Source organism: Bradyrhizobium sp. P2_E8 (assembly GCF_056403875.1).
The window spans coordinates 1-2,131 of sequence record NZ_JBFUES010001162.1 but is presented as its reverse complement, the minus strand read 5'-3'; the positions used below and the strand labels follow the sequence as shown (position 1 = coordinate 2,131).

Here is a 2,131-nt window from a genome sequence, read left to right as displayed (position 1 = left end):
GTGCTACACGAGCCAGGATTTTCGCGAAGGGCTCGATGCTTTCCTCAACAAGCGCGCGCCGCAATGGCGCGGCCAATAGGGCGGGCCGATGCAAAGCGATCGATCGCAATCCACCTCTCGCCGTTCGGGACCGCTTGCCGGCCTCAAGGTCATCGATCTCACCCATGTCATGGCGGGCCCGACCTGCACGTTGATGCTCGCCGACATGGGCGCCGACGTCATCAAGATCGAGAAATGGCCGAACGGTGACGACACCCGCCATTCGGTGCCGCCGAAGATCGGCGAGGAGGCAGCCTCGTTCCTGATGATGAACCGCAACAAGCGTGGCATCGTGCTGGACCTCAAGACCGATGGTGGCAAGAAGGTGCTGCGGCGGCTGATCGCCGACGCCGACGTGCTGGTCGAGAATTTCGCGCCGGGCGCCATGGACCGCCTCGGCTTCGGCTACGAAGAACTGCACAAGCAGCATCCAACGCTGATCTACTGCTCGCTCTCGGGGTTCGGCCGCACCGGCCCCTACAAGCACCGCCGCGGCTTCGATCTGGTCGCGCAGGCGATGAGCGGCATCATGAGCTTCACCGGTGAGCGTCCGGATGGGCCGCCGGTGAAGTGCGGCCCGCCACTGTCCGACATCACCGCCGGCCTGCTCGCGAGCATGGGCATCCTTGCCGCCTATACGCATCGCCTCAAGACCGGCGAAGGGCAGTGGGTCGAGACCTCGCTTTACGAGGCGGCCCTGGTGCAGACCTACTGGCAATCCACGATCGCGCTGGCCGCAGGCACCGCGCCCCGCGCGATGGGCTCGGCGCATCCGCTCAACGCGCCGTATCAGGCCTTCGAGGCCTCGGACGGCTGGCTGGTGGTCGGCGGCGCCAACAAGAAGCATTGGCTCTTGATGCTCGAGGCGCTCGGTGCAAGCGAGCTTGCCGCCGATCCGCGCTTCCTCACCGGGGCCGACCGCATGGCGAACCTGAAGGAGCTCGAGGCCGTCCTGAGCGAGCGCTTCCGCACCCGTTCGCGGGCACATTGGCTCGCGGCGCTCGACGAGAAAGGCGTGCCGTGCGGCCCGGTGCACGACATGCTGGAGGCGCTGAGCGATCCGCAGACGCTGGCGCGCGAGATGGTCGTCGAGGTCGAGCATTCCACGCTCGGTCCCGTGAAGACGATCGGGCTTCCGGTCAAGTTTTCGGAGACCCCAGGCAAAGTGCGCATCGGTGCGCCGGTCTACGGTGAGCACACAAGCGAGGTGCTGGCCGAGCATGGGTTCGACCAGAAGCAGATCGAAGCGCTCGAACAAGAAGGCGCAATCGTCCTGGCACCAGGGAGGCGCGAGGAACGCGTCGCCTGACCGGACGTCGATACAACGAATAAAACAGAACATAAAAAGCTGGAGGAAATCATGGGTCGGACGTCAACACTTCTGCTCTCCGCAGCCGCGGCCGTGCTCGCCGGCACAGTCCCGGCGTGTGCAGCCTGGCAACCGCAGAAGCCGATCGAGTTCGTGGCCACCGCCGGGCCGGGCGGCGGCACCGACAATCTCGCCCGCGCGGTGCAGAACATCGTCACCAAGTACAAGCTGACGGAGCAGCCCATCGTTGTCGTCAACAAGGGCGGCGGCAGCGGCGCCGAAGGCTATGTCTACGGCAAGGCGTCCGCAGGCGATCCCTACAAGGTGATCTTCGGAACGTCGAACGCCTGGCAGCAGCCGCTCGTCTCCAAGGTCGCCTTCAACTACACCGATCTCACCCCGATCGCGGCGATGGCGCAGGACGAGTTCCTGCTCTGGGTCAAGCAGGACGCGCCCTACAAGAATGCGGGAGACTATCTGAAGGCGGCCGCATCGGGCGAATTCAAGATGGGCGGTGCGCAGTCGAAGGACACCGACGAGGTGCTGACCCGCATGATCGAGAAGGCCGGCAAGGTCAAGCTAACCTACATCCCCTTCAAGAGCGGCGCCGAGACCGCCGTGCAGCTCGCCGGCGGACATCTCGACTCCCACGTCAACAATCCCAGCGAGAGCCTCGGGCAATGGCGTGGCGGCACGCAGCGACCGCTTTGCGTTTTCAGCCCGAAGCGGCTGCCGCAGGGCCCCAAGGTCACCGCGACCGAAGGCTGGAGCGACGTTCCGACC

At 65.4% G+C, this 2,131-nt stretch carries 2 protein-coding genes; both read left to right on the top strand.

Going from position 1 to position 2,131, the window contains the following annotated elements; genetic code table 11:
* Positions 1-88: 88 nt before the first annotated feature.
* Complete coding sequence (locus AC1D00_RS38105; RefSeq protein ID WP_477014221.1) at positions 89-1,348, top strand: CaiB/BaiF CoA transferase family protein; 1,260 nt, start codon at positions 89-91, stop codon at positions 1,346-1,348.
* A 51-nt stretch (positions 1,349-1,399) separates the two neighbouring features.
* Positions 1,400-2,131 (top strand): tripartite tricarboxylate transporter substrate binding protein (locus AC1D00_RS38100; RefSeq protein ID WP_477014220.1); only part of this gene is annotated, 732 nt, incomplete at its 3' end.

What these genes read in the sequence shown, in the direction of transcription:
- AC1D00_RS38105 (WP_477014221.1), top strand. Translation starts at nt 89, where the DNA reads ATGCAAAGCGATCGATCGCAATCCACCTCTCGCCGTTCGGGACCGCTT.